Raw genomic sequence first — 23,160 nt, forward strand, 5'->3', positions numbered from 1 at the left:
GACACCTTCCGTGTATACCGCAAACAATGCGGTATACATCGTAAACAGTGGACGCCATAGACCATGCCGCGCCCACCGACGACCACCCCAGGAGGGGACATGAACGACGTCGTCGTCCGCGCCGAGGGCCTGTGCAAGGCCTACGGCCGCGGCGCCCGCCGCGTCGAGGTGCTCGACGGGCTCGACCTCACGCTGCACCAGGGCGAGGTGCTCGCCCTGCTCGGCCCCAACGGGGCCGGCAAGACCACCACCGTCAAGATCCTGTCCACGCTGCTCACGCCCGACGCGGGCACCGCCACCGTCGCGGGTCTCGACGTCGTCCGCGACGCCGCGCGGGTCCGCCGGGTCGTCAGCCTCACCGGCCAGCAGGTCGCCCTCGACCTCAAGCAGACCGGGCTGGAGAACCTCACGATGATCGCCCGCCTTGCGCGGACGCCGCGTCGCGAGGTCCGCGCGCGCGTCGCCGAGCTGCTCGACGGCGTCGGGCTCACCGATGTCGCGGGGCGCCGCGTCACGACCTACTCGGGCGGCATGCGCCGCCGCCTCGACCTCGCCGCCGGGCTCGTCGCCCGGCCCCGCGTGCTGTTCCTCGACGAGCCCACCACGGGGCTCGACCCGCGCAGCCGGCGCGCGCTGTGGGACCTGGTGCGCGACGTCGTCGCGGGCGGGACGTCGCTCTTCCTCACCACGCAGTACCTCGAGGAGGCCGACGAGCTCGCCGACCGCATCGCCCTCATCGACGGCGGCCGCGTCGCGGCCGAGGGCACCGCCGATGCGCTCAAGCGCCAGGTGGGCCAGGCCCGCGTGGAGCTCGATCTCCCCGACGCGGCCGCGGCCATCCGCGTCCGCACCGCGCTCGCCGGCTCCGGGCCCGGCTCCGGTTCCGGGTCCGGCTCCGACGACGGTGCGCTCGTCGCCGTCCCCACCGACGGCTCCGTCGCCCACGTGCGCGAGCTGCTCGCGCGCGTCGAGGCCGCCGGCGTCGTCCCGACGTCGTGGCGGCTGCGGGAGCCCACGCTCGACGACGTCTTCCTCACCCTCACCGGCCACGCGGCCGCGACCACCCCGACCGAGGAGAAGGCAGCATGACCGCCGTCGCCACCAGCCCCGCGACCACCGCGGCCGCCACCCTTCGCGACACGCTCTCTGACGCGGCGACCATGGTGGGCCGCGCCGTGCGCCTCGCCGCGCGCGACGTCGACGCGATGATCACGGCCGCCGTGCTGCCCGTGGTCATCCTGCTCATGTTCACGTTCGTGTTCGGCGGCGCCATCGACGTCGGCGTGGACTACGTGCAGTACGCGACGCCCGGGATCATCCTGCTCTGTGCGGGCTTCGGGGCGGCGAACACGGCCATGGCCGTGGAGCAGGACATGTCGGGCGGGATGGTCGACCGGCTGCGCTCGCTGCCGATGACGTCGTGGACGTTCGTCCTGGGCCACGTCGTGGCCTCGCTCGCCAAGACGCTGCTGACGACGGCGATCGTGTTCGCCGTCGCGGTGGCGATCGGGTTCCGGCCGACCGCCGGGCTCCTCGGCTGGCTCGGCGCCGTCGGGCTGCTGCTGCTGTTCGTGCACGCCATCGCGTGGGCGGCCGCGTTCACGGGTCTCATGGTCCGATCGCCCGACGCGGCCGGCGGTTTCAGCTTCGCCGTGATGTTCCTGCCGTACGTGTCGAGCGCGTTCGTGCCCGTCGACACCATGCCGACGTGGCTGCGCGGGTTCGCGGAGCACCAGCCGGTGACGCCGCTCATCGAGGCGGTGCGGGGGCTGCTGGTGCCCGGGTCGCCCGGTGCGGTCACAGGCGACGAGCTCGGGTCGACGGCGCTGCTCGCCGTCGCCTGGTGCCTGGGGATCGCCGCGGTGTTCGCGGTCGGTGCGGGACTGGCGTTCCGCCGACGCCGCTGAGCGACCCCCGCCAGTCCGACCACGCGTGAGCGCCGCCCCCTCCGTCGGGAGAGGGCGGCGCTCACGCATGGGGCCGGCGGGCCCCGGGCGGTGTCATGCCTGCGGCGAGGCCGGAGGGTCGGTCGGGTACGTTCCTGAGGGCGCGGCGGGGTGGTGCTGCGCCGGGTACGGGGCCGCGGCGGCGGCCTGGCGCTCCCAGTAGCGCTGCTCGTCCGGGATGAGGATCCAGGCGGCGACGTAGGCCACCACCTGGGGGCCGGGGAGCAGGACGGACGCGACGGTGACGACGCGCACGAGGGTGCGGTCCCAGCCGAAGCGGTCGGCGACGGCGGCGCACACGCCGCCGAGCATCCGGCCCTGGGAGGGGCGGTAGAAGGGCTTGCTCGGCGCGGGAGCCGGCATGGCGTAGGCGGGGTGCGGGTTCGGGGTCTGCGTGCTCATGCCGTCCACGATGCCCGCGCGGACCGCCCCGCGGATATCGGGACAGCCCCCGATTCGACCCTGGAACCGCACCCGGAGGTCCCGGTGGTGGCCGCCGCGCCGGAGCCAGGGACGAGTGGCGCAGGTCACGCAAGCGCTTGCGGACTGTTGCGCATTTCTTACGGCGGCGCGCGTACAGTCTGGAGCCATGTCGAGACGTCTTGCCGAGGTTGCCAAGAAGGTCGGGGTCAGCGAGGCCACCGTGAGCCGCGTGCTCAACGGCAAGCCCGGGGTGTCGGAGGCGACGCGTGCCACCGTCCTCACCGCGCTCGACGTCCTGGGGTACGAGCGGCCCGTCAAGCTGCGCGGCGAGCGCGGCCGCCTGGTGGGCCTGGTGCTGCCCGAGCTCGTCAACCCGATCTTCCCGGCGTTCGCCGAGGTGGTGGGCGGAGCGCTCGCCCAGCAGGGCTACACCCCCGTGCTCTGCACGCGATCGGCGGGCGGCGTCTCCGAGGCCGAGTACGTGGACCTGCTGCTCGCCCAGCAGGTCTCCGGCGTCATCTTCGCGGGCGGCTTCTACGCCGAGCGCGGCAAGGACCACGCCCACTACCGGCTGCTCGAGGACCGCGGCCTGCCGGCCGTGCTCATCAACGGGGCCATCGAGAGCCTCGACTTCCCGCGCGTCTCGTGCGACGACCTCGTGGCCGTCCACCTGGGCCTGAACCACCTCGCGTCGCTCGGGCACACCCGCGTCGGCCTGCTGCTCGGCCCCACCGACCACGTGCCGTCCGAGCGCAAGCTCGCGGCCGCGCGGGGCTGGTTCGACCGGCACGGCCTCCCGCTCGACGACGCCGTGGTGGTGCACTCGCAGTACTCGCTCGAGGCCGGCCAGGCCAGCGCGAACCGCCTGCTCGACGCCGGGGTGACGGCCGTCCTGGCCGCGTCCGACCCGCTCGCGCTCGGCGCCGTGCGGGCCGCGCGCCGGGCTGGGATGTCGGTGCCGCGCGACCTGTCGGTGGTGGGCTTCGACGACTCGGCGCTCATGAACCTCACGGACCCGGCCCTCACGACGGTGCGCCAGCCCATCGAGCCCATGGGCCGCGCGGCCGTCGACATCCTCGCCGCGCTCGTGGCGGGGGAGGCCGTGCCGCACGAGGAGCTGCTCTTCGAGCCGGAGCTCGTGGTGCGCGGCTCGACGGCGGTCGCGCCGCGCTCGCCGGCCGAACCGCGGTAGATGACGATTCAGTCACGCTCTCTGTCGATTTCTTGCGCAGAGGTTGTCGCAGGCTTACGTTCGCGGCATGACGACGACGTCACGTCTCGCGGGCGACGACGCCGCGGCGCACCCCTGGTGGCGCCACGCGGTCATCTACCAGATCTACCCCCGCAGCTTCGCCGACGGGAACGGTGACGGCACCGGCGACCTCGCCGGCGTGCGCGCCCGCCTCCCGTACCTCGCCGAGCTCGGGGTCGACGCCGTCTGGTTCACCCCCTGGTATGCCTCGCCGCTCGCCGACGGCGGCTACGACGTCGCCGACTACCGCGCCATCGACCCGCAGTTCGGCACGCTCGAGGAGGCCGAGGCGCTCATCGCCGAGGCCGCCGCGCTCGGCATCCGCACCGTCGTCGACGTCGTCCCCAACCACGTCTCCTCCGAGCACGCGTGGTTCCGTGCGGCGCTCGCGGCGGGGCCCGGCTCGCCGGAGCGGGCCCGGTTCTGGTTCCACGACGGCCTGGGCGAGCACGGCGACACGATGCCCACGAACTGGCAGTCGAGCTTCCAGGGCACCACGTGGACCCGCACCAAGAACCCGGACGGCACGCCGGGCCAGTGGTACCTGCACCTGTTCACGCCCGAGCAGCCCGACCTCAACTGGGAGAGCCCGGAGGTGCGCCAGGAGCACCTCGACGTGCTGCGCTTCTGGTTCGACCGGGGCGCTGCCGGCGTGCGCATCGACTCCGCCGCCCTGCCCGTCAAGGACCGCGCGCTGCCCGAGGTGCCGGAGATGCACGGCCCGGGGGAGCACCCGCACCTGGACCGCGACGAGCTGCACGAGATCTACCGCTCGTGGCGGGCCGTCGCCGACTCGTACGCCGACCCGCGCATCCTCGTCGGCGAGGTGTGGCTGCCCGACACCGAGCGGTTCGCGAAGTACCTGCGCCCCGACGAGATGCACACCGCGTTCAACTTCGACTTCATGGTGCGCCCGTGGGACGCCGCGGCCCTGAGGGAGTCGATCACCGCGACGCTCGCCGCGCACGCGCCCGTGGACGCGCCCGCCACCTGGGTGCTGTCCAACCACGACGTCACACGCCCGGTGACGCGCTACGGCCGCGAGGACTCGTCGTTCGACTTCGCGCGCAAGCGCTTCGGCACCCCCACCGACCTGGCCGTCGGCACCCGCCGCGCCCGCGCGGCGGCCATGCTCACGGCCGCGCTCCCCGGCGCCCTGTACGTCTACCAGGGCGACGAGCTCGGCCTGCCCGAGGTCGAGGACCTGCCGCTCGAGGTGCTCCAGGACCCCATGCACTTCCGCTCGCACGGCGTCGACCCGGGCCGCGACGGCTGCCGCGTGCCGCTGCCGTGGACGCGCGGCGGGGCGTCGTTCGGCTTCGGTCCCGACGCCGCCCCCGCCGAGCCGTGGCTGCCGCAACCGTCCTGGTGGGGCGGCTGCTCCGTCGAGGCCCAGGAGCACGACCCCGCCTCGATGCTCACGCTGTACCGCACGATGCTGCGCCTGCGGCGCACCGTCCCCGAGCTGGCGTCCGGAGGGCTCGCCTGGTTCGCACCGGGCGCCGACGACGTCGTCGCCTTCCGTCGCGGCGCGGGCTTCGCCTGCGTCGTCAACCTCGGCAGCACGCCTGCCGTCCTGCCCGACGGCGAGGTGCTCCTCGCCAGCGGCCCGCTCACGCCCGACGGCGCGGTGCCGCAGGACACCGCCGTCTGGCTCCGGTCCTGACCGAAACCCAAGGAGAGACGATGAAGTCCACCGACCGCGCTGCGGCCTTCGGCCTTGCCGGGGCCCTGGCGCTCAGCCTCGCCGCCTGCTCGTCCGGCGGTTCCGACGGCGCCGACGCCGGCTCGACCGACGGCGCCGGCAAGACGACGCTGCGCGTCGTGTCCCTGCTGCCCGGGTCCGAGCAGGCCGCCATCGACGCCTTCGACAAGCAGGTCGACGAGTTCGAGGCGGCGAACCCCGACATCGACGTCGTGCCCGAGGAGTACGAGTGGAAGGCGACCACGTTCGCCGCCCAGCTCGCCGGCGGCACGCTGCCCGACGTGTTCGAGATCCCGTTCACGGACGCCAAGACGCTCATCGCCAACGGCCAGCTCTCCGACATGGACGCCCAGTTCCGCACCCTGCCGTACGCGGACAAGTTCAACCCCGCCATCGTCGAGGCCGGTTCGAGCGAGGACGGCAAGGTCTACGCCATCCCGGCGAAGAACGTCTACGGCATCGGCCTGCACTACAACCGCAAGCTCTTCGAGTCGGCCGGGCTCGACCCCGACCAGCCGCCCACCACGTGGGACCAGGTCGCGCAGGACGCGAAGAAGATCGCCGACGCGAACCCGGGCGTGGCCGGCTACATGCAGATGTCGCAGAACGGCACGGGCGGCTGGCAGCTCACCGTGCAGACCTACGCGCGCGGCGGGCGCGTGCAGGAGCTGAGCGCGGACGGCGCCACGGCGACGTCGACCATCGACAACCCGGCCACCGTCGAGGCGCTCGAGTGGCTCCAGAAGATGCGCTGGCAGGACAGCTCGCTCGGGTCCAACTTCCTGCTCGACTGGGGCACGATGAACGAGGCCTTCGCCGCCGGGCAGGTGGCCATGTACACGTCGGGCTCCGACGTCTTCACGTCGATGGTCCAGTCGAACGGCCTCGACCCGGCCACGTACGGCCTGGCCGCGCTGCCGCTGAGCGACGCGCCCGACGCCGGCGTGCTGTCCGGCGGCACGCTCGCCGCAGTGCCCGCCGGTGCCTCCGACGCCGTCAAGGACGCGGCCATCGCGTGGATCGACTTCTTCTACACCGCCAAGCTCGTGGACCAGGACCGCGCCGTCGCCGACGCCCGGACCCTCGTCGCCGACGACCAGCCGGTCGGCACGCCCGTGCTGCCCATGTTCGGGCGCGAGCAGTGGGAGCAGAACCAGGAGTGGATCAAGGACTACATCAACGTCCCGCTCGACCAGATGCAGTCGTACATCGACTCGATGTTCGACCTGCCGCTCGTCAACGAGCCCTCGCGCCACACGCAGGAGATCTACGCGCTCATGGACCCGGTCGTCCAGGCCGTGCTCACCGATCAGGACGCCGACATCGCGTCCCTCCTCGCCGACGCCGACCAGCAGGCGCAGGCGCTGCTCGACCAGGACTGACGTGAGCCGCCCCACCGTGCCCGAGACGACGACGCCGACCGATCTCGCGCCGAACCCTCCCTCCACGGCCGGGGCACTCGCGCCCCGTCCGCGCCGGACCTCCGCCCGCGCTCTCGTCGACAGCGTCGCGGCGTGGGTCCGGCGCGGCGGGCCGCACCACCTCGTGTTCCTGCTGCCGACGCTCGTCATCTTCGGGGTGTTCTCCTGGACCCCGATCGTGCGGTCGGTGGTCATGAGCTTCCAGAAGACGAACCTGGTCACGCCCCCGACGTGGGTGGGCTGGGACAACTTCCAGTTCGTCCTGAACGACCCGCTGCTGGGCACCGCGGTGCGCAACACGCTGTGGTTCGCGCTGCTCGCGCTGATCATCGGGTACCCCGTGCCGCTCGTCGTCGCCGTCCTCATGAGCGAGGTGAGGCGGGCCAAGGGGCTGTACTCGGCGCTCGCCTACCTGCCCGTCGTCGTGCCGCCCGTCGTGTCCGTGCTGCTGTGGCGGGTGTTCTACAACGCCTCGCCCACGGGCGTGTTCAACACGATCCTCGGCTGGGTGGGCCTGGGCCCGTACCCCTGGCTGCAGGACCAGACGTGGGCCATGCCCTCGCTCGTGCTCGCCGCCACCTGGGCCGGCGCGGGCGGGACGATCATCATCTACCTGGCCGCGCTCGTGTCCGTCCCGCCCGAGCTGTACGACGCCGCCGAGGTGGACGGCGCCGGCGTCTGGCGCAAGGTGTGGCACGTGACGATGCCGCAGCTGCGCGGCGTCCTGTTCATCACGCTGATCCTGCAGGTCATCGCGACCGCGCAGGTGTTCCTCGAGCCGTACCTGTTCACGGGCGGCGGCCCCGCCAACGCGACGCTCACGGTGCTGCTGCTCATCTACCGGTACGCGTTCCAGAACTCGCTGGGCGGCAACTACGGGGCGGCCACCGCGCTCTCGCTCATGCTCGCCGTGGTCCTCGCGCTGTTCTCCCTGCTGTACTTCCGCCTCACGAAGAGCTGGAGCCAGTGATGACGACGACGTCCACGCCCGCCACCACCGCTGCGGTCGCGCGCCGCGGCGCACGGGCCGCGGCGTCGTCCGCGGACCGCGCCGTCGTCTCGGCGTCCGACTGGCGGCGGCCCGACGTGCGCTGGGGCCTCGGCGCCATGCACGTCGTGCTGCTCGTGCTGCTCGTCGTCGTCGGGCTGGGGCCGCTGCTCATGCTGGCCCGGTTCGCCGTCACGCCGACGCAGGACATCCTGCGCACGCCCATGGACGTCTTCCCGCACGGGATCGCCTGGTCGAACCTCGACGAGGCATGGAACGACGTCCAGATCAGCCGCTACTTCCTCAACACCGTGTGGCTCGCGGCCGGGTCGTGGGCGTCGCAGCTGCTCGTCGCCACCACGGGCGGGTACGTGCTGTCCGTGCTGCGACCCGCGTACGGCAAGGTGGTCGAGGCGCTCGTGCTCGCGACGATGTTCATCCCGGCCGTGGTGCTGCTGGTGCCGCTGTACCTGACGATCCTCGACCCGCCCCTGCTCACGACGTCGCTCGTCAACAGCTTCTGGGCGGTGTGGCTGCCCGCGGGCGCATCGGCGTTCAACCTGCTGCTGGTGCGACGGTTCTTCGACTCGCTGCCGCGCGAGGTGTTCGAGGCCGCGCGCGTCGACGGCGCCGGGCCGTACCGGCTGTTCTGGTCCGTGGTGCTGCCGATGTCGAAGCCGATCCTCGGCGTCGTCTCGGTGTTCGCCGTCATCGCGAGCTGGAAGGACTTCCTCTGGCCGCTGCTCGTGCTGCGCGACCCGGCGATCCAGCCGCTGTCCGTGCGGCTGCCGTCCATCCAGGGCACCACCGACCTGGGCGTCTTCCTCGCCGCGCTCGCCATCGCGACCGTCATCCCCGTGGCGATGTTCCTCGCGTTCCAGCGGCTGTTCCTGGGCGGCGCGGGGCTGGGCGGGGCGGTCAAGGGCTGAGCACGGCCCGCAGGCGCCGGCGGCACGCGAGCGAGAACGCAGGCCAGCGGGTGCGGTAGTAGGGGATGCCCGTCACCGCCTGGACCAGCACCCAGCCTCGGGCCCGCTCGACGGCGGCCGCGGCGTCGGCGGGGGACAGGCCCGCGGTCGCCTCGGCCAGGAACTCTTTGCGCTCCTCGCCCGCGAAGAGCCACCAGGCCGGGCCCAGGTCCACGGCGGCGTCGCCGACGCCCAGCCCGCCCCAGTCGATCACGGCGCTCAGCCGACCGTCGTGGACCAGCAGGTTGCCGGGCAGCAGGTCGCCGTGGATCCACACGGCCTCCGACGACGCGGGCGCGGCGAGCACGCGCTCCCACAGCGCGGCGGCGGCCGGGACGTCGACGGGGGCGTCGCCGGAGGGCTCGCCCGCCGCGACGGCCGCGAGGTTCTCGCGGACGATGGCGTCGAGCCGCGCGATCGGGACGCCGCGGGACGTGCCCTCCTTGACCGGGCCGCCTGCGGGGTCGACGTCACGCAGGGCGCGCACGAACCGGCCGAGGTCGCGCGCGACGCCGCGGGCGCCGAGCGGCTCGCCGCCCAGCGGGTCGCCCGGGGAGCGGCCCGGCAGCCACGGCACGACCGACCAGCGGAACGGGTACGCGTCGTCGGGCTCGCCCAGGGCCACCGGTGCGGGCACCGCGAGCGGGAGGCGCGGACCGAGCGCCGGCAGCCAGCGCGCGTCGCTCACGGCCTGCGCGGACGCCCACTCGATCTTGGGCAGCCGCACCAGGTACGGCGGGTCGGCGGGGTCGCCGAGCAGGAAGAGGCGGTGGTCGGTGCCGCCGTCGGCGAGCGGCGTCACGGGCAGGTGGGCCAGCCACGGCACCTGGGTCGCGACCAGCCGGCGGGCGTCGTCGACGGTCACCCGGACCTCGTCGTCGTGCATCACGTCGCCGACGTTACGGTGCCGCCCGGCCGGGACGGAAGGCGATCATGGACGGCCGAGGGCCGCGTCGAAGGCGTCCCCCAGGCGCTCGCTGAAGAGCACGAACCGCACGTGCTCGACGCCGTCGCCCCCCCATCCGCGGACCGCGCCGACCGCGGCCGCCGCCGCGTCGCCCGGCGACCAGCCGTAGACGCCCGCGCCCACCGCCGGGAACGCGACGGAGCGGGCGCCGACGTCGGCGGCGACGTCGAGCGAGCGCGTGAAGCACGACGCGAGCAGGGCCGGGTCGGTCTGGCCGCGGTGCCGGTTCGGGCCGACGGTGTGGACGACCCAGCGAGCGGGCAGGTCGAAGCCGGGGGTGGCGACGGCGTCACCGACGGGCAGGCCGTCCGGGTAGGCGGTGCGGCGCACGCGCCGGCACGCCTCGAGCAGCCGCGGCCCGGCGGCCGCGTGGATCGCGCCGTCCACCCCGCCGCCGCCCAGCAGCGTCGTGTTGGCGGCGTTGACGATCGCGTCGGCGTCGACGCGCGTGATGTCGCCGAGCTCGGTCGTGATCAGCACGTCACGACGGTACGCCGCGAGGCCGCGGCGCCGGCGGACCGCCACCTCCTCCCGTGCGCGCGCGACAACGGGGACGGGTGGCGGGGAGTCAGGACGTGGGGGCCAGCGTCTTGCGGATGCGCTTCTCGCTGACCGTGCCGTCCGTGCCGAGCTGCTGCGCGAAGAGGCTCACGCGCAGCTCCTCGACCTGCCAGCGCACCTCGGCGAGCTCGGCCGCGCGGGCCGCGTCGGCGGGACCGGCCGCGTAGGCGGCCTGCGCCTTCGCGTACGCCTCCTCCACGTCGCGGATGCGCCAGGCGAGCTCGGCGTCGCGGTGCGGGGCCGCCTGCGCCTTCTCCAGCCGGTACGACGCCGCGCGCAGGTACCGCACCAGGTGCGGGAGGCGTCGCGGCGGGGTCGCCGCGACGAACCCGTCGTAGACCAGGCCGGCCGCGTGCTCGCGGATGTCCTGCAGCGTGGTGAGCAGGGCCAGGGAGGACGTCGTGCGGATCTCCGACTCGAGCGTGCGCCAGGCCGTGAGGGCTGCGACGACATGGCCCGTCACCCGGTGGGTCTCGTCCTCCAGGTGACGGCGTACGTGCGCCCTGACGAGGTTGTACGACTCGGCGTCTCGGATCTGTACGGCGATGACGGGGCTCGCCGGGATGCCGGGGGCGACCTCGGCTGCGGGGCTGGTCAGCGCGATGACCGCCGCGAGCTGGAGGTCCTCGGCCAGCAGGTTCGTGTTCCGGTACGGGCTCGCCGCGAGCGTGAGCGCCTGCGTGCCGCTCCACCGGGACGTCACCCGTCCGGCGGCGAGCTGGTTCTCGGCGAGCAGCAGCCGCCGCACGCCGCGCGCGTGCGCGCCGGGCTGCTCGACGGCGTCGGCGAGGATGCGCAGCGCCACCGTGGGCTCCTGCCTGGGCCCGGGCTCCGCGACGAGCGCGGGGTAGCCGCGCACGACGACACCCCCGCCCAGGTCGGTGGAGACGACGTCGGGCAGGCGGCCGCCGGGCAGGCCGTCGGGCCAGGTGGTGAGCCCGAGCCGCTCGGCGATCGCCCCCGTCGTCCCGCGCGAGGCCGCAGGACGCGGCGCAGAACGACGCGTGGCGTCGGAGGCGCCGGCGGGCGCCGGCTGGCGGGAGGCGGCGTCGCGGCGCTGGGCCTCCTCCAGTGCGACCGCCACCGCGCCCTTGACCGCGGCCCGCACCGCGGCCTCGGCCTTCGGCGCGAGGCGGCGCTGGAGCGCGAGCAGGTCCTTCGACTCGTCCACGGCGGCGCCGGGCCCGGGACCGCCGCCCCGCGTGCCGCGTCCCCCGCGGCCACCGGCCGGCGTCGTCCCCGCGAGGTCCACCACGCGGAACGTGACCCGCAGGTGCGCGGGCAGGCGCTCGACCCGCTCGGCGTCCCAGGCGTCGTCGGGCACCACCACATCCCGCAGCGCGCGCACCGCGCGCGTGAACGCGACGTGGAACGGCTCGGCCATGTCGCCGGCGCGGGCCATGTCCTCCCACGCGGGCGTGCTCGCGCGCAGCCACCCGGCGACGCCCGCGCCGACGTCAGGCGCGGGCACGAGCTGCACGCGCACGGCCTTGGGCAGCGAGCGGATGGTCGCGACGCACAGCTCCTCGAGCAGCCCGGGCACCATCCAGTCGAACCCCGACGGCGAGACGCGCGGCAGCACGGAGAGGGGCACGTGCACGGTGACGCCGTCGGCGTCGGAGCCGGGGCTGAACTGGTACGTGAGCGGCAGCGTGACCTCGCCCTGCGCCCACGACGACGGGAACTGCGACGGGTCCACGGCCTCGACGTCGACGAGGTCCTCGAGGCGGAACGTGAGCAGGTCCGGCGTCGTGCGGCGCGCGGCGGCCCACCACTGGTCGAAGTGCCGCGCGCTGACGACGGACGCGGGGACGCGCTCGTCGTAGAACGCGAACAGGTCGTCCTCCGAGGCGACCAGGCCGCGCTGGCGGGAGCGCGCCTCGACCTGCTCGGCCTCCTCCAGGGTGCGCCGGTTGTCGGCGAAGAACTTGTGGTGCGTGGTCCACTCGCCCTGCACGAGGGCGTGGCGGACGAACATCTCGCGGGCCGCCTCGGGGTCCACCTTGGCGAACAGCACGGGCCGGTCGGCCACGATCGGCACGCCGTAGAGCAGCACCTTCTCGGTGGCCATCGCGGCGCCCTGCTTGGTGGACCAGTGCGGGTCGGAGTAGGTGCGGCGCGCGAGGTCGCCGGCGAGCGCCTCGGCCCACTCGGGCTGGATGCGCGCGACGTCGCGGCCCCACAGGCGGGACGTCTCGACGAGCTCGCCCGCCATGACCCACTCCGGCGGCTTCTTGCTCAGCGGAGAGCCGGGGAAGATCGCGAACCGCGCCCCGCGCGCGCCCAGGTACTCGTTGCGCGCGCGCTTGGCCTGCTGCCGCAGCGCGCGGGCCCGTGCCTCGCCCTTGAGGTGCGCGACGGAGGAGGCCTTGATCTCGCCCGTGTCCTGCATGCCGACCTGCGAGAGGAGGCCGGAGAGCAGGGCGCGGTGGATGGTCTCCCCGTCCCAGACGCGCCGCCACTCGCCGCTGCGCGGCTGCGCCTCGTCGTGCGGCTCTCTGGCCTCGGCGGGCTCGGCCACGCGGGACGCGCCGCGCCCCCGGGCGGAGAGGTCGATGCCCAGGTCGTTCGACATCTGCCGCAGCTGTGCGACGACGTCCTGCCACTCGCGCACGCGCAGGAAGTTGAGGTGCTCCGCCTTGCACAGCCGGCGGAACGCGGAGCCCGACAGGTCGCGCTGCTGCTCGCGCAGGTACTCCCACAGGTTCAGGTACGACAGGAAGTCCGACGTCGGGTCGACGAACCGCGAGTGCAGCTGGTCGGCGCGCTCGCGGACCTCGGCGGGGCGCTCGCGCGGGTCCTGCACCGAGAGGGCGGCGGCGACGACCGCCACCTCGCGGGCGGCGCCCAGGCGGGCGCCCTCGACGATCATGCGCGCGAGCCGCGGGTCCATGGGCAGCTGGGCGAGCTGTCGCCCGACGGCCGTGAGGCGCGTGCCGGCGTCGTCCGACGCCAGCGCCCCGAGCTCGCGCAGCAGCATGACGCCGTCGCGGACCGCACGCGTGTCGGGCTTCTCGACGAATGGGAACCGCGCCATCTCGTCCGGGCTCTCGACGACGCCGACGGCGATCATCTGCAGCAGCACGGACGCGAGCGACGTCCGCAGGATCTCGGGCTCGGTGTACTCCGGCCGCGCCTCGAAGTCGGCCTGCGAGTAGAGCCGGACGGCGACGCCGTCGGCCACGCGCCCGGAGCGCCCGGAGCGCTGGTTCGCGGAGGCCTGCGAGATCGCCTCGATGGGCAGGCGCTGCACCTTGGTGGCCTTGGAGTAGCGCGAGATGCGCGCGAGGCCCGTGTCGACGACGTAGTGGATGCCGGGCACGGTCAGCGACGTCTCGGCGACGTTGGTCGACAGGACGATGCGCCGCCCGGGGTGGGACGCGAACACGCGGTGCTGCTCGGCGGCCGAGAGCCGCGAGTAGAGCGGCAGGATCTCGACGTGCTGCGGGTGCTTCGGGTCGCGGGCGCGCGCGCCGAGGTGCCCTTCGAGGCCGTCGAGCGCGTCGTGGATCTCCCGCTCGCCCGAGAGGAACACGAGGATGTCGCCGGGCCCGCAGCGCATGAGCTCGTCGCAGGCCTCGACGATGCCCGTGACGAGGTCCTTCTCCTCGCCCTTCTTCGCCAGCCCGTTCTCCCCGGCCTCCGGGACGAGCGGTCGGTAGCGGATCTCCACCGGGTACGTGCGCCCGGACACCTCGACGACGGGCGCCGCCTTCGGCAGCACGTCGACGACGGCCTCGGGCGCCCCGCCCAGGGCGGCGAGGTGCGACGGCGAGAAGTGCTCCGCGAACCGCTCCGAGTCGATCGTCGCGGACGTGATCACGACCTTGAGGTCCGGCCGCCGCGGCAGCAGCCGGGACAGGTAGCCGAGCAGGAAGTCGATGTTGAGCGACCGCTCGTGCGCCTCGTCGATCACGATGGTGTCGTAGGCCAGCAGCTCCGGGTCCCGCTGGATCTGCGCCAGCAGGATGCCGTCGGTCATGACCTTGACGAGCGTCTGCTCGCTCGACTGGTCCGTGAACCGCACCTGGTAGCCGACGATCTCGCCGAGCGTCGTCTGGAGCTCTTCGGCGATGCGCTCGGCGACGCTGCGTGCCGCGATGCGCCGCGGCTGCGTGTGCCCGATCTGCCCGGCCCGGCCCCGCCCGAGGTCCAGCAGGATCTTCGGCAGCTGCGTCGTCTTGCCCGAGCCGGTCTCGCCCGCGACGACGACGACCTGGTGGTCGCGGATCGCCGCGGCGATGTCGTCCCGCCGCGCGCTGACCGGCAGCTGCTCCGGGTAGGTGATGGGCGGCACGACGACGGCGGCCCGCGCCGCGGCGACCTTGTCGAGGTGGGCGCGGGACACGCGTCGGGGACCGCGGGCCTGGCCACGCTGCCGCCCCTCGCCGGGGCGTCGCCCGCGGCGGCGACGTCCGCCGTCGCGACGCCGCCCGTCGTCGGGCGACGACGACGGGTGCGGGACGGGGTCTGCGGTGCTCACGGCCTCCCATTGTCGCAAGCGCCGCAAGGTGATTGGACCGGCGTGACGTCCTGGTCCGGGGACGGCTCCCGGGGTGACAATGCGCGAGGCGGGCGCCGGCGTCGTCGTCCCGCCGGACGAGGAGCGTGCACGATGACGAGCACCGCGGCCATCACGGCCCAGGGCCTGGCCTCGACGGCCAGCGCCCAGCGCCGCCTGGACTCCCTGGCGGCCATGGCGAACGACCTGGCCGGGCACTTCGAGCTGGTCCCGCTGCTCGACCGCATCCTGCGGCACACCATGGAGCTCCTGGGCTGCGACTCCGGCTCGGTCTGCACGGTCGACGAGGTGGCGGGCACCTACCGCAAGGAGGTCGACCTCGGCGTCGTCTGCGAGGCGGGGCGCACGTTCCCGCTGGCGGAGGGCGTCACGGGCGCGGTCGTGCGGGCGCGGGCACCCGTCGTCCTCGACGAGTACGCCCAGGTGCCCGGCGGGCACATCCCCGAGCCCGAGCGCAGCGCGCTCCACGGCGTCATCGGCGTCCCGATCCGGTGGAACGACGCCATCGTCGGCGCGTGCGTCCTGTTCAGCCGGGACCCGGGCCGTCGCTTCGGCGACGACGACGCTCGGCTCCTCGAGCTGTTCGCCGCGCACGCGGCCGTCGCCATCACCAACGCGCGGCTGCACGCGCAGGCCGCCGAGCGGGCGGCCGAGGCCGCGGCCGCCGCCGAGCGCGAGCGCGTGGTGCGCGACGTGCACGACACCGTCGGGCGCGGGCTCGCCGCCGTCCTGCTGCACCTCGACGCCGCCCGGATCCCCGCCGCGCGCGCCGCCGCCCGGGCGGCGCTCGCGGAGACCCGGCGCACCGTGCTGGGGCTGGGCCCGGAGCTGCTCGACGGGCGGTCGCTGGGCGAGGCGGTGGGGCTGGAGCTCGCGTGGGTCGAGTCGACGGCCGGCGTGGCCACGCGCCTGGTCGCCGTGGGCGAGCCCCGTGCGCTGCCCCCCGACGTCGCCCGGCAGCTCTTCCGCATCGTGCAGGAGGCGCTGACCAACGTCGTCGAGCACGCGGGCGCCCGCACCGTCCGGGTCGGGCTCGTGTACGGCGACGCGTCGGTGACGGCCCTGGTCGAGGACGACGGGCGCGGCTTCGACCCGGAGGTCCTGCGCCGCGGGGCCGCCGCCCTCGGCCTGCGCGGGCTCGTCGCCCGTGCCCGGCACCTCGGGGGCACCGCGCTGGTCGACTCCACGCCGGGCTGGGGCACGCGCGTGCGCGCCGAGGTGCCGTACGCGCCCGACGGCGTCGGCCGGCCCGGGCGCGAGCGCTGGCGCGTGCTCGTGGTGCACCCGAGCCCCCTCGTGCGCGCGGGCCTGGTCCGGATGCTCGAGGTCGCCGAGCCGGACGTGCAGGTGGTGGGCGAGATCGCCGACCCGGCGCAGGCCGTCGACGCGTACGGGCTGCTGCACCCGCACGTGGTGCTCACGCCGCTGCACATGCCGCACGTCGACGGCGTCCAGCTCACGTCGTACCTGCGCGCGGCCGACCCGCACGCGGCCGTCGTGCTGGTGGTCGACTCCGTCGCGGACGACCGCGTGCGCGAGGCCGCCTCGGGCGGGGCGGTCGGGTTCGTGACCCCCGACGTCGACGCCGGCGGGCTCGCGCGCGCCGTCGTGGCGGCCGCGCGCGGCGACCAGCTCGTCGCTGCCGACCTGTTCGGGGCGGCACCGCCCGTGCAGCGCCTGACGCCCCGCGAGCGCCAGGTGCGCGACCTGCTGGAGGAGGGGCTCGCGTACAAGCAGGTGGCGAGCCGGCTGGGGATCTCGATCAAGACCGTCGAGAAGCACGTCAGCGCGGTGCTGCACAAGACGGGGGCGCCCAGCCGGGCGGCCTTGAACGCGCTCCCGTAGGCCCTACCCGGGACCCCCACGCGGCGTGGGGGGAACACCCCATGCCGTCGGCGCGCGGACCCCGCCTAGCCTCACCGGCAGGACCACCGAGGGGAGGCAACGATGCCTGTGGTACCGCTCAAGGAGCTCGTCGACGCCGCGTTCGCGGAGCGCTACGGCGTGCCGGCCATCAACATCGTGAACGACCTGACGCTCGAGGCGGTGCTCGCCGGGGCCTCCCAGGCGCGCAGCCCGCTCATCGTGCAGACGTCGGTCAAGACGGTGAAGTCGTACGGCGCCGCGGTGCTGTTCGGCATGTGGCAGACCATGACCGAGGGCATCGACGTGCCCGTCACGCTGCACCTGGACCACTGCCCGGAGCGCGACGTCATCACCGAGTGCCTCGACATCGGCTGGAACTCGGTGCTGTTCGACGCCTCGACCATGCCGGTCGCGGAGAACCAGCGGCAGACCGTCGAGGTGGTCGCCGAGGCGCGCCGGCACGGCGCGCACGTCGAGGGCGAGATCGAGTCCATCAAGGGCGTCGAGGACGGCATCGGCTCCGACACCGAGCCGCAGCGCCACAGCCTCGAGACGTCGCTGACGTTCCTGCGGGAGACGGGCGTGGACGTCTTCGCCCCCGCGATCGGCAACGCGCACGGCGTCTACAGCCACCGCCCCGACCTCGACTTCGAGCGGGTGACCGAGCTCGTCGAGGCCACGGGGGTGCCCATCGCACTGCACGGCGGCAGCGGCCTCGACGACGACCAGTTCGCCGACCTCATCGGCCGCGGCGCTGCCAAGGTCAACATCTCCACGCAGCTCAAGATCACCTACATGCAGGCCAACCTGGCGTTCCTGCGCGACGTCGCCGAGCCCGCCGACAGGTGGGACCCGCCGAGCCTGTTCAAGGACGTCCGGCAGGCCGTCGTCGACATGACCGTGAGCCTCGCGCAGCGCTTCGGCTCCGCGGGGAAGGCGTGAGATGCCCGCCCTGATCTTCGACTGCGACGGCGTCCTCGCCGACACCGAGCGCGCCGGCCACCTGCCCGCGTTCAACCGCACGTTCGCCGAGCTCGGCGTGCCCGTGCAGTGGTCCGACGACGAGTACCGCGAGCTGGTGAGGATCGGCGGCGGCAAGGAGCGCATGCGCACGCTGCTCACGCCGTCCTTCGTCAGGGAGAACGGCTACCCCGTCGACGACGACGGCCAGGCCGCGCTGCTCAAGGAGTGGCACGCGCACAAGACGGCCGCGTACACCGCGCTCGTCGACGCCGGAGAGCTGCCGGCGCGCCCGGGCATCCCGCGGCTCGTGGCCGAGGCGCACGCCGCGGGCTGGCAGCTCGCGGTCGCCTCGACGTCCGCGGAGCCCAGCGTGCGCGCGGTGCTCACCCACGCGGTGGGCGAGGACCTGGCCCGGCACTTCACGGTGCTGGCAGGCGACGTCGTGCCCCGCAAGAAGCCCGCTCCCGACATCTACCTGCTCGCCCTGGACCGCCTCGGGGCCACGGCGGACGACGCCGTCGTGGTCGAGGACTCCGGCGGCGGGCTCGCGGCGGCCGTCGCGGCCGGCCTGCGCACCGTCGTCACGGTCAGCGCGTACACGGCCGACGACGACTTCACCGGGGCGGCGCTCGTCGTGCCGGACCTCGACCACGGCCCTGGACCGGACGGGTCTGGCGGTCCCGTCACGGTCGCCACCCTCGCCGGCCTGCTCCAGGAGGACGCATGACCACCCCAGGCTTCGCCGACGTCGAGTTCGTGGTCCGCAGCATCGCGCGCACGTGCCTGGACAACGAGAAGGAGTTCGGGGACCTCGACGCCGTCGTCGGCGACGGCGACTTCGGCTACTCGCTCGCGCGCGGGTTCGAGATCGTCGACAACGACTGGGACTCGTTCGACCGCACCGACATCGGTACGTTCCTGCAGAAGATCGCCGTGACCATCACGAGCCGCATCGGCGGCACGTCCGGCCCGATCTGGGGCACGGCGTTCCTGCGGGCGGCGGGCCAGGTCAAGGGCCGCACCGACCTGACGGGCGACGACGTCGTGCACATGCTGCGCGCGGCGGTCGAGGGCATCAAGCAGCGCGGCGCCTCCGACGTCGGCGACAAGACGCTGCTGGACGCGCTCGTGCCCCTGACCGACACGGTCGAGGCCGCGGTCGCGGCGGGGAAGCCGCCCGCCGCGGTCGTCGCGGAGGCCGCGGCGGCCGCCCGCGCGGCCGCCGACGCGACCACCTCCATGCTGGCGCGGCGCGGCCGCGCCGCGTACACCGGCGAGCGCTCCATCGGCTCGCCCGACGCCGGCGCCGTCGCCGTCGCCGTCATCACCGAGCGCCTGGCGGCCGAGTGGGCCGGGCGCGTCGCCGCCGCTGGTTGAGCCCGTAGAGGAGACCGCCGTGAAGAAGTTCGTCAACGACCCCAAGCAGTTCGTGCCCCAGATGCTCCAGGGCCTCGCCCTCGCCAACCCCGACACCCTGACCTACGTGCCGGACTACAACCTCATCATGCGCAAGGACGCCCCCCGCGACGGCAAGGTGTCGATCGTGCAGGGCTCGGGCTCGGGGCACGAGCCGGCGCACGTCATGACGGTCGGCAAGGGCATGCTCGACGCCGCCTGCCCGGGCGACGTGTTCAGCGCCCCGCCCATGGACTACGTGTACGAGACGGCGAAGCTGCTCGCCTCGCCCGCCGGCGTGCTGCTGCTCGTCAACAACTACACGGGCGACCGGATGGCTTTCGAGATGGCGTCCGAGCTGGCCGAGGCCGACGGCCTCAAGGTCAAGACGCTGTTCATCGACGACGACGTCGCCGTCCAGGACTCGACCTACACCGTCGGGCGCCGTGGCGTGGCGGGCAACTTCTTCGTGATGAAGGCCGTGGGCGCGGCCGCCGAGGAGGGCGCCGACCTCGACGAGCTCATCCGGGTCGGGGAGAAGGTCAACTCCGTGACCCGCACGATGGGCCTGGCCCTGACGCCGTGCACGCCGCCCGCCAAGGGCTCGCCGCTCTTCGAGCTGCCCGAGGACGAGATCGAGATCGGCGTCGGCATCCACGGCGAGCCGGGCCGCCGGCGCGGCAAGCTCGGCACCGCGGACGAGATGCTGGCCGAGATCCTCGAGCCCGTCGTCAAGGACCTGCCGTTCTCGTCGGGCGACCGGGTCGCGCTCATGATCAACGGCCTGGGCGGCACACCCATCAGCGAGCTCTACCTGCTCTACGGGCGCGCGCACCAGCAGCTCACCGACCGCGGGATCGAGATCGGCCGCAGCTACGTGGGCGAGTACTGCACGTCGCTCGACATGGCGGGGGCGTCGATCACGCTGGTCCGGCTCGACGACGAGATCGAGCGGTTGCTCGCGGCGCCCGCGGAGATCGGGGTGCGGATCTTCTGAGTTCACCCACCACCGGCCCAGGACGCGGTTCGGAACGCCGTCGGCACGCCGTTAACCTGCGGGTATGCCCACTCGTGAGCAGATCGTCACCTTCCTCGACGACACCCCGCCGGACCCCGCGACGTCGCCGTGGGTGGCCGGGCGAGGCCCCGAGCGGGGCGTCGAGATCGCCGAGCCCGACGACGTCTGGGCCACCTGGTACCTGGACGTCGTCGCCCACGTGCGCGGGGCGCTCGGGCTGCGCGTGCTCGGGCTCCAGCACGTGGGGTCGACGTCGGTGCGCGGCCTGCCCGCCAAGCCGGTCGTCGACGTCGACCTGACCGTGGCCGACCCGGACGACGAGGACGCCTACGTGCCCGCCCTGGAGCGGGCGGGGTTCGTGCTGCACGTCCGCGAGCCGTGGTGGTACGGCCACCGCCTGCTGCGCCACCCCGCGCCGCGCGCGAACCTGCACGTGTTCGGCCCCGACTCGCCGGAGGTGTGGCGCCACCGCCTGTTCCGCGACTGGCTGCGCGGCAACCCGGACGACCGCGCGCTCTACGCGCGCGTCAAGCGGGAGGCCGCGGCCGCGACGAACGACGCGGACGAGGACGGCACGGCGTACAACCGCCGCAAGCACGCCGTGGTCCGGGAGATCTACGCCCGCGCGTTCGCCGCCGCCGGGCTGACGGGCTGACCGGCCCGCACGAACCGCACCCGCGCACCCGTCGGGAGCTGCCCCAGCAGGGGCAGGTCCGCGGTCACGACGACCGCGACCGGCGGGTAGCCGCCCGTCACCGGGTGGTCCGGGAGGAACAGGATCGGCTGCCCGTTCGGCGGGACCTGCACGGCGCCCGTGACCATGCCCTCGCTCGGCAGCTCGGCGTCGGCGTGGGTCGCCGCGCGCCGCAGCGGCTCGCCGGCGAGCCGGACCCCCACCCGGTCCGCGAGCGCCGTCACCTCCCAGTCCTGCCCGGTGAGGGTGGCGACGCCGTCGTCGAACCAGTCGTCGTGCGGCCCGGCGACGACGCGCAGCGTCGTGGTGCGCCCGGCGGCGGGGAGCGTCCCCGGGTCCGGTGCGCCGACGTCGCCGGTGTCGACGGCGGCGGCGACGTCGGTGCCGGCGGGGAGCGTCGCGCCCGCGGCGAGGCGGGGCGGCCCGACGAGGCCGAGCGTGTCCGTCGCCCGGCTGCCGAGGGTGGCGGGCAGGTCGAGCCCGCCGCGTACCGCGAGGTAGGTGCGCCGGCCGCGGGCGGGGGCGCCGAGCGTGAGCGTGTCGCCGCCGCGGAGGACGAAGGGGACGCCGAAGGGGGCCGTCGCGCCGGGCTCGGCGCCGGACCGCGCCCGCTCGACGCGCGCGGCGGACGGGGCGCCCGCGAGCGCGACGACGACGTCGCCGCGCGCCCGGACGTGCAGCCCGCCCTCCGTCTCGACGGCGGCCGCCCCGGGGCGGTTCCCGACGGCGCGGTTGGCGGCCCGGAGGCTGCGGGGGTCGGCCGCCCCGGACTGCCCGACGCCCAGGTGCGCGACGCCGGGACGGCCCAGGTCCTCGACGACGGTCCCGACGCCGGCCGCGACGACGGCGAGCGCCCGGGCTGCGGGGGCGCGGTCGCTCGGCCCGGCCCCCGCCGGCACGGGTGCCTCCGCTGGTCCGGGTGTTCCCGCCGCCCCCGGCCCGCGCACCTCGACGCCCGCGGCGGCCACCTGGACGAAGCGCACCTCGTCGCCCGGCTCCCACAGGGCGGGCGGGGTGCGGTCCGCGTCCCAGACGGCGGCGTCCGTGCGGCCCACGAGCTGCCAGCCGCCGGGGCTGACGCGCGGGTAGACCCCCGCGTACGGGCCGGCGAGCGCCACGGAGCCCGCCGGCACGCGCGTGCGCGGCGACGTCAGGCGGGGAACGTGCGGCCAGTCCAGCGGCCCGCCGCCGGCGGCGTCCGCGCACGTCAGGTAGGCGAACCCGGGGGCGAACCCCATGAACCCGACCGTCCACCGGGCGGCCGTGTGCCGGCGCACCAGCTCCTCGGGCGACCACCCGAGCAGGGCGGCCAGCGGCGCGAGGTCCGCGCCGTCGTACACGGTGGGGACCGCGACGACGCGGGCGGCGACGTCGTCGGGCCGCACGAGGGGGAGCGCGCGCAGCGCGGCGGCGAGCGCGGGCGCCGTGACCACGTGCGGGCGGAACGGGACCAGGAGGGTGCGCGCGCCGGGCACGGGCTCCTCGACGCCGGGGACCGGGCGTGCGGCGAGCGCGGCGCGCAGCGCGGTCGCCTCGGCGAGGTCGGCGAGCTCGACGAGGAGCGCCGCGTCGCCCGCGGGAAGGATGCGCACGCCTCACGCCCCGGGGGCGAACGCGGCGAGGCGCACCCCGGCCTCGCGCAGCGCGGCGCGGAGCGCGCGGGCCGTCGTCACCGCGCCGGGGGAGTCGCCGTGCACGCAGATCGAGTCGGCCGCGACGGCGACGAGCGTCCCGTCGACCGCCTCGACGACGCCCTCGGTCACGAGCCGCACCATCCGGCCGGCCACGAGCACGGGGTCGTGCAGCACGGCGCCGGGGTCGCGGCGGGGCACGAGCGTCCCGGCGGGCGTGTAGGCCCGGTCGGCGAACGCCTCGGCCGCCGTCGGCAGCCCGTGCTCGGCCGCCGCGGCCAGCGCGACCGACCCCGGCAGCCCGAGCATCACGAGCGACGGGTCCACCGCCGCGACGGCCGCCGCGACGTCGTGCGCGACGCGCTCGTCGCCCTGCGCGGTGTTGTAGAGCGCCCCGTGCGGCTTCACGTACCGCACGACGGTCCCCTCGGCGGCGGCGAGCCCTGCGAGCGCCCCCAGCTGGTAGATCACGTCCGCCTGGAGCTCTGCGCCGGGGACGTCCATCGCGCGCCGCCCGAACCCCGCCAGGTCGCGGTACCCCACGTGCGCCCCGACGACGACGCCGCGCTCCGCGGCGAGCCGCACGGTGCGGCGGATCCCGGCCGGGTCGCCCGCGTGGAACCCGCAGGCGATGTTGGCGCTCGAGACGACGTCGAGCATCGCCTCGTCGTCACCGAGCGTCCAGCGACCGAACCCTTCACCCAGGTCCGCGTTGAGATCGACCGTGACCATGGACCCAGTGTGCCCGCCCGGCCTGCCGCGAGGGGCCGGACCTGGCACCTGACTTGCGCGTTCGCCGCCCGCGCGGCGCCCGGGCGGCGGCGGGTCCGGCCCCGGCCC

Annotated in this window: 19 protein-coding genes; 13 read left to right on the forward strand and 6 right to left on the reverse strand. The window is 74.8% G+C overall.

The window, feature by feature from the left end; all coding sequences use genetic code 11:
* Nucleotides 1–99 precede the first annotated feature (99 nt).
* Nucleotides 100–1,089, forward strand: coding sequence for an ATP-binding cassette domain-containing protein (locus tag ET471_RS05605; RefSeq protein ID WP_129186979.1), 990 nt, complete (start codon nt 100–102; stop codon nt 1,087–1,089).
* A complete protein-coding gene (locus ET471_RS05610; RefSeq protein ID WP_129186980.1) occupies nt 1,086–1,907 on the forward strand; it encodes an ABC transporter permease in 822 nt (273 codons plus the stop codon). The genes ET471_RS05605 and ET471_RS05610 overlap by 4 nt, the downstream gene beginning before the upstream one ends.
* A gap of 93 nt (nt 1,908–2,000) precedes the next feature.
* On the opposite strand, the gene ET471_RS05615 is transcribed toward ET471_RS05610, so the two are convergent.
* A complete protein-coding gene (locus ET471_RS05615) occupies nt 2,001–2,348 on the reverse strand; it encodes a PspC domain-containing protein (RefSeq protein WP_129186981.1) in 348 nt (115 codons plus the stop codon).
* Between the two features lie 187 nt (nt 2,349–2,535).
* Here ET471_RS05615 and ET471_RS05620 point away from each other — a divergent pair, with 187 nt between their 5' ends.
* The 5 genes from ET471_RS05620 to ET471_RS05640 all read left to right on the forward strand — a co-directional run bounded on the left by ET471_RS05620 (nt 2,536) and on the right by ET471_RS05640 (nt 8,664).
* On the forward strand, nt 2,536–3,561 hold the full coding sequence (locus ET471_RS05620) for a LacI family DNA-binding transcriptional regulator (RefSeq protein WP_129186982.1): 1,026 nt from the start codon (nt 2,536–2,538) through the stop codon (nt 3,559–3,561).
* 67 nt (nt 3,562–3,628) lie between these two features.
* Nucleotides 3,629–5,287, forward strand: coding sequence for a glycoside hydrolase family 13 protein (locus ET471_RS05625; RefSeq protein ID WP_129186983.1), 1,659 nt, complete (start codon nt 3,629–3,631; stop codon nt 5,285–5,287).
* A 20-nt stretch (nt 5,288–5,307) separates the two neighbouring features.
* Nucleotides 5,308–6,708, forward strand: a complete 1,401-nt coding sequence (locus tag ET471_RS05630) for an ABC transporter substrate-binding protein (RefSeq protein ID WP_129186984.1) — start codon at nt 5,308–5,310, stop codon at nt 6,706–6,708.
* A gap of 1 nt (nt 6,709) precedes the next feature.
* Nucleotides 6,710–7,717, forward strand: a complete 1,008-nt coding sequence (locus ET471_RS05635) for a carbohydrate ABC transporter permease (protein ID WP_242496435.1) — start codon at nt 6,710–6,712, stop codon at nt 7,715–7,717.
* The gene (locus ET471_RS05640) at nt 7,717–8,664 is read left to right on the forward strand and encodes a carbohydrate ABC transporter permease (protein ID WP_129186985.1); all 948 of its coding nucleotides are present in this window, start codon (nt 7,717–7,719) and stop codon (nt 8,662–8,664) included. The genes ET471_RS05635 and ET471_RS05640 overlap by 1 nt, the downstream gene beginning before the upstream one ends.
* Here ET471_RS05640 and ET471_RS05645 read toward each other — a convergent pair.
* The 3 genes from ET471_RS05645 to hrpA all read right to left on the reverse strand — a co-directional run bounded on the left by ET471_RS05645 (nt 8,654) and on the right by hrpA (nt 14,714).
* Nucleotides 8,654–9,589 (reverse strand): aminoglycoside phosphotransferase family protein, encoded by a 936-nt coding sequence (locus ET471_RS05645; RefSeq protein ID WP_129190744.1) that lies wholly within the window; start codon nt 9,587–9,589, stop codon nt 8,654–8,656. The two genes, ET471_RS05640 and ET471_RS05645, sit on opposite strands and share 11 nt — an antisense overlap.
* Before the next feature lie 45 nt (nt 9,590–9,634).
* Nucleotides 9,635–10,150 (reverse strand): O-acetyl-ADP-ribose deacetylase, encoded by a 516-nt coding sequence (locus ET471_RS05650; RefSeq protein ID WP_129186986.1) that lies wholly within the window; start codon nt 10,148–10,150, stop codon nt 9,635–9,637.
* 88 nt (nt 10,151–10,238) lie between these two features.
* Nucleotides 10,239–14,714: an ATP-dependent RNA helicase HrpA gene (gene hrpA / locus ET471_RS05655; protein ID WP_129186987.1), complete on the reverse strand. Its 4,476-nt coding sequence runs from the start codon at nt 14,712–14,714 to the stop codon at nt 10,239–10,241.
* Between the two features lie 132 nt (nt 14,715–14,846).
* On the opposite strand from hrpA, the gene ET471_RS05660 reads away from it, so the two are divergent.
* The 6 genes from ET471_RS05660 to ET471_RS05685 all read left to right on the forward strand — a co-directional run bounded on the left by ET471_RS05660 (nt 14,847) and on the right by ET471_RS05685 (nt 20,650).
* Nucleotides 14,847–16,598: a response regulator gene (locus ET471_RS05660; RefSeq protein WP_129186988.1), complete on the forward strand. Its 1,752-nt coding sequence runs from the start codon at nt 14,847–14,849 to the stop codon at nt 16,596–16,598.
* 102 nt (nt 16,599–16,700) lie between these two features.
* Nucleotides 16,701–17,561, forward strand: coding sequence for a class II fructose-bisphosphate aldolase (locus ET471_RS05665; RefSeq protein WP_129186989.1), 861 nt, complete (start codon nt 16,701–16,703; stop codon nt 17,559–17,561).
* A 1-nt stretch (nt 17,562) separates the two neighbouring features.
* A complete protein-coding gene (locus ET471_RS05670; protein WP_129186990.1) occupies nt 17,563–18,309 on the forward strand; it encodes an HAD-IA family hydrolase in 747 nt (248 codons plus the stop codon).
* Nucleotides 18,306–18,959 (forward strand): dihydroxyacetone kinase subunit DhaL, encoded by a 654-nt coding sequence (gene dhaL, locus ET471_RS05675; protein WP_129186991.1) that lies wholly within the window; start codon nt 18,306–18,308, stop codon nt 18,957–18,959. Before ET471_RS05670 ends, dhaL begins: the two co-directional genes overlap by 4 nt.
* A gap of 19 nt (nt 18,960–18,978) precedes the next feature.
* The gene (gene dhaK, locus ET471_RS05680; RefSeq protein ID WP_129186992.1) at nt 18,979–19,974 is read left to right on the forward strand and encodes a dihydroxyacetone kinase subunit DhaK; all 996 of its coding nucleotides are present in this window, start codon (nt 18,979–18,981) and stop codon (nt 19,972–19,974) included.
* A gap of 64 nt (nt 19,975–20,038) precedes the next feature.
* Nucleotides 20,039–20,650, forward strand: coding sequence for a GrpB family protein (locus tag ET471_RS05685; RefSeq protein WP_129186993.1), 612 nt, complete (start codon nt 20,039–20,041; stop codon nt 20,648–20,650).
* Here the strand turns inward: ET471_RS05685 and ET471_RS05690 are convergent.
* Both ET471_RS05690 and ET471_RS05695 read right to left on the reverse strand, forming a co-directional pair.
* Nucleotides 20,611–22,281, reverse strand: a complete 1,671-nt coding sequence (locus ET471_RS05690; protein ID WP_129186994.1) for a 5-oxoprolinase subunit B/C family protein — start codon at nt 22,279–22,281, stop codon at nt 20,611–20,613. The two genes, ET471_RS05685 and ET471_RS05690, sit on opposite strands and share 40 nt — an antisense overlap.
* 3 nt (nt 22,282–22,284) lie before the next feature.
* Nucleotides 22,285–23,052 (reverse strand): LamB/YcsF family protein, encoded by a 768-nt coding sequence (locus ET471_RS05695; protein WP_129186995.1) that lies wholly within the window; start codon nt 23,050–23,052, stop codon nt 22,285–22,287.
* Nucleotides 23,053–23,160: the final 108 nt, after the last annotated feature.

It is taken from the genome of Xylanimonas protaetiae, assembly GCF_004135385.1.
Classification (GTDB): Bacteria; Actinomycetota; Actinomycetes; order Actinomycetales; family Cellulomonadaceae; genus Xylanimonas; species Xylanimonas protaetiae.

Coding starts and splice junctions, on each gene's coding strand:
- ET471_RS05605 (WP_129186979.1), top strand. CDS start 100: ATGAACGACGTCGTCGTCCGCGCCGAGGGCCTGTGCAAGGCCTACGGC.
- ET471_RS05610 (WP_129186980.1), top strand. CDS start 1,086: ATGACCGCCGTCGCCACCAGCCCCGCGACCACCGCGGCCGCCACCCTT.
- ET471_RS05615 (WP_129186981.1), bottom strand. CDS start 2,348: ATGAGCACGCAGACCCCGAACCCGCACCCCGCCTACGCCATGCCGGCT.
- ET471_RS05620 (WP_129186982.1), top strand. CDS start 2,536: ATGTCGAGACGTCTTGCCGAGGTTGCCAAGAAGGTCGGGGTCAGCGAG.
- ET471_RS05625 (WP_129186983.1), top strand. CDS start 3,629: ATGACGACGACGTCACGTCTCGCGGGCGACGACGCCGCGGCGCACCCC.
- ET471_RS05630 (WP_129186984.1), top strand. CDS start 5,308: ATGAAGTCCACCGACCGCGCTGCGGCCTTCGGCCTTGCCGGGGCCCTG.
- ET471_RS05640 (WP_129186985.1), top strand. CDS start 7,717: ATGACGACGACGTCCACGCCCGCCACCACCGCTGCGGTCGCGCGCCGC.
- ET471_RS05645 (WP_129190744.1), bottom strand. CDS start 9,589: ATGCACGACGACGAGGTCCGGGTGACCGTCGACGACGCCCGCCGGCTG.
- ET471_RS05660 (WP_129186988.1), top strand. CDS start 14,847: ATGACGAGCACCGCGGCCATCACGGCCCAGGGCCTGGCCTCGACGGCC.
- ET471_RS05665 (WP_129186989.1), top strand. CDS start 16,701: ATGCCTGTGGTACCGCTCAAGGAGCTCGTCGACGCCGCGTTCGCGGAG.
- ET471_RS05670 (WP_129186990.1), top strand. CDS start 17,563: ATGCCCGCCCTGATCTTCGACTGCGACGGCGTCCTCGCCGACACCGAG.
- dhaL (WP_129186991.1), top strand. CDS start 18,306: ATGACCACCCCAGGCTTCGCCGACGTCGAGTTCGTGGTCCGCAGCATC.
- ET471_RS05685 (WP_129186993.1), top strand. CDS start 20,039: ATGCCCACTCGTGAGCAGATCGTCACCTTCCTCGACGACACCCCGCCG.
- ET471_RS05695 (WP_129186995.1), bottom strand. CDS start 23,052: ATGGTCACGGTCGATCTCAACGCGGACCTGGGTGAAGGGTTCGGTCGC.